This is a genomic window from Mycobacterium sp. E3339 (genome assembly GCF_001666915.1).
In the GTDB taxonomy this organism is placed as follows: Bacteria; Actinomycetota; Actinomycetes; order Mycobacteriales; family Mycobacteriaceae; genus Mycobacterium.
The window spans coordinates 1-2,241 of the sequence record NZ_LZIZ01000191.1 but is presented as its reverse complement, the minus strand read 5'-3'; the positions used below and the strand labels follow the sequence as shown (position 1 = coordinate 2,241).

Annotated in this window: 3 protein-coding genes; 1 reads left to right on the top strand and 2 read right to left on the bottom strand. The window is 66.8% G+C overall.

Annotated elements, in window-relative coordinates; genetic code table 11:
* Positions 1-927: magnesium/cobalt transporter CorA (gene corA, locus A5702_RS17625; RefSeq protein ID WP_068222253.1), on the top strand; the 927-nt coding region annotated here is incomplete at its 5' end.
* 78 nt (positions 928-1,005) lie between these two features.
* Here the strand turns inward: corA and A5702_RS17620 are convergent.
* Both A5702_RS17620 and A5702_RS17615 read right to left on the bottom strand, forming a co-directional pair.
* Positions 1,006-1,599 (bottom strand): suppressor of fused domain protein, encoded by a 594-nt coding sequence (locus A5702_RS17620; RefSeq protein ID WP_055398722.1) that lies wholly within the window; start codon positions 1,597-1,599, stop codon positions 1,006-1,008.
* A partial coding sequence (locus A5702_RS17615; protein WP_369817931.1) for an ABC transporter ATP-binding protein occupies positions 1,596-2,241 on the bottom strand: 646 nt, incomplete at its 5' end. The genes A5702_RS17620 and A5702_RS17615, both read right to left, overlap by 4 nt.

Sequence of the window (2,241 nt, the reverse complement as noted above, 5' to 3'; positions counted from 1 at the left end):
GTGCGCGAGATGGAGGCGCTCGGCCAGGACGCGTTCGTGTGGGTCGGGTTGCGCGAACCCGACCAAGCTGAGATGCAGGAAGTCGCGGACCTTTTCGGGATGCACCCGCTGGCGGTGGAAGACGCCGTGTGCGCACACCAGCGCCCCAAGCTGGAGCGCTACGACGAGACGGTGTTCTTTGTCCTCAAGACGGTCACCTATGTCCCGCACGAATCGGTGGTCAAGGCCCGCCAGATCGTGGAGACCGGCGAGATCATGGTCTTCGTCGGGAAGGACTTCGTGATCACCGTGCGCCACGGCGAGCACGGCGGCCTGTCCGAGGTGCGCAAGCGGATGGACGCCGATCCCGAGCAGCTGCGGCTGGGCCCGTTCGCGGTGATGCACGCGATCGCCGACGACGTGGTGGACCACTACCTCGAGGTGAGCAGCCTGATCGAGTCCGACATCGACAGCATCGAGGAGGTGGCGTTCGCGCCGGGCAGCAAGATCGACGTCGAGCCGATCTATCTGCTCAAGCGTGAGGTCGTCGAGCTGCGCCGGTGCGTCAGCCCGCTGTCCGTGGCGTTCCATCGGATTCAGGTGGAGAACAAGGACCTCATCTCCAAGGAGGTGCGGCGCTACCTGCGCGACGTCTCCGACCACCAATCCCAGGCCGCGGACCAGATCACCAGCTACGACGACATGCTCAACTCGCTGATCCAGGCGGCGCTGGCCCGCGTCGGAATGCAGCAGAACAACGACATGCGCAAGATGGCCGCCTGGGCCGGTATTTTGGCGGTGCCCACCATGGTCGCCGCCATCTACGGGATGAACTTCCACTTCATGCCCGAGTTGAACTGGACCTGGGGTTACCCGGGGATCATGGCCGCGATGACGCTGGCCTGCCTGGCCCTGTACTTCCAATTCCGGCGCAACAACTGGCTCTAGGCTTTCTCTCGCGAGCAGACGCGAAATCGCACGCTTTCGTGATGTTTCATGCGAGTCTGCGTCTGCTCGCGGAAGAGCTCAACGCGGTTGTGCGGCGGGGCGATTCGGGTTCAACACGTCCACCCCGTCGTTCTGCCACGCCTGGCGCATGGCCTCGGCGCCCTTCAACCGCACCCAGGCCGCTTCCGTCGCGGTGATCGGGGTCGCCGAGAGGAATTGCACCGGATCGCGGGGCGGTTCCAGCGGCAGGTCGTCGATGTCGCTGGGCCCCAACAACACCGCGGTGAACGGCACCGGCCCCGCGGACCCCGCCCACAGCGGTGAGCCGAGATCGACCAACGCGTCGGCGGTCAACACCAGGCCCTCGACCGCCGGGGTCGCGGCCAGGACCGCGAGGCTGCGGGCGACGCCGGTGACCGGTCCCGGATCGCGCAGGCTGAGCACGACTTCGGCGCGCGGGCCGCGCGTCTGGTCATCGACGATCTGCGTCGGGTCGGTCATCGGATAGCGCGAACAGCCCAGCGACACGTAACGCACCACCCCGTCGCTGCCGCGGAAGCGCAACACCTCGATCGGTTCGGTGCCCAGGAACGTCACGCTCGCCGAATCGGGCTCCGCGTCGGCGAAGTGGCGGTGCAGGTGGGCGCGCACCCGATCCAGGACGGGGCTCACGGCTCCCCGGCGTTGGTCAGGTTCACGCCGGAGCGCGCGTCGAAGACTGCCAGCTTCGTGGTGTCGAATGCCAACTCGATCGACTGCCCCATCGCCGCTTTGGATTCCGCGGAAACCCTTGCCACAAACTGGTTTTGGTGCGCGTCGGCCTCGGCGGCCAGCTCGTCGAGCTGAGCGGATTGCGCGGCCCAACCGGAGGTGGAGAAGTAGACGAACTTGTCGGCACCCAGCGACTCGACCAAGTCGACCTTCACCTCGAACACGAGCGCCCTGATGCGCTGGTAGCCGTCGATCAGTGCGGCGTCCTGGAGATGTTCGGGCCGCACCCCGACGATGACGTCCTCCGGGGCCGGGTGCCTCGCGATTGCCGCCTGAACTTCCGGGGCCAGCATCACCTCCCCAAAGGGCAGCGTCAGCCCGACGGGCGTCAACGTGGCCGGGAAGAAATTCATGGCCGGCGAGCCGATGAAGCCCGCGACGAACAGGTTGGCCGGGTGCTCGTAAAGCTCGTCCGGCGCGCCGATCTGCTGCGCAACGCCACCGTGCATGACCACCACCCGGTCGCCCAGCGTCATGGCCTCGGTCTGGTCATGGGTGACGTAGACCGTCGTGGTGCCGAGGCGCTTTTGCAGCCGGGCGATC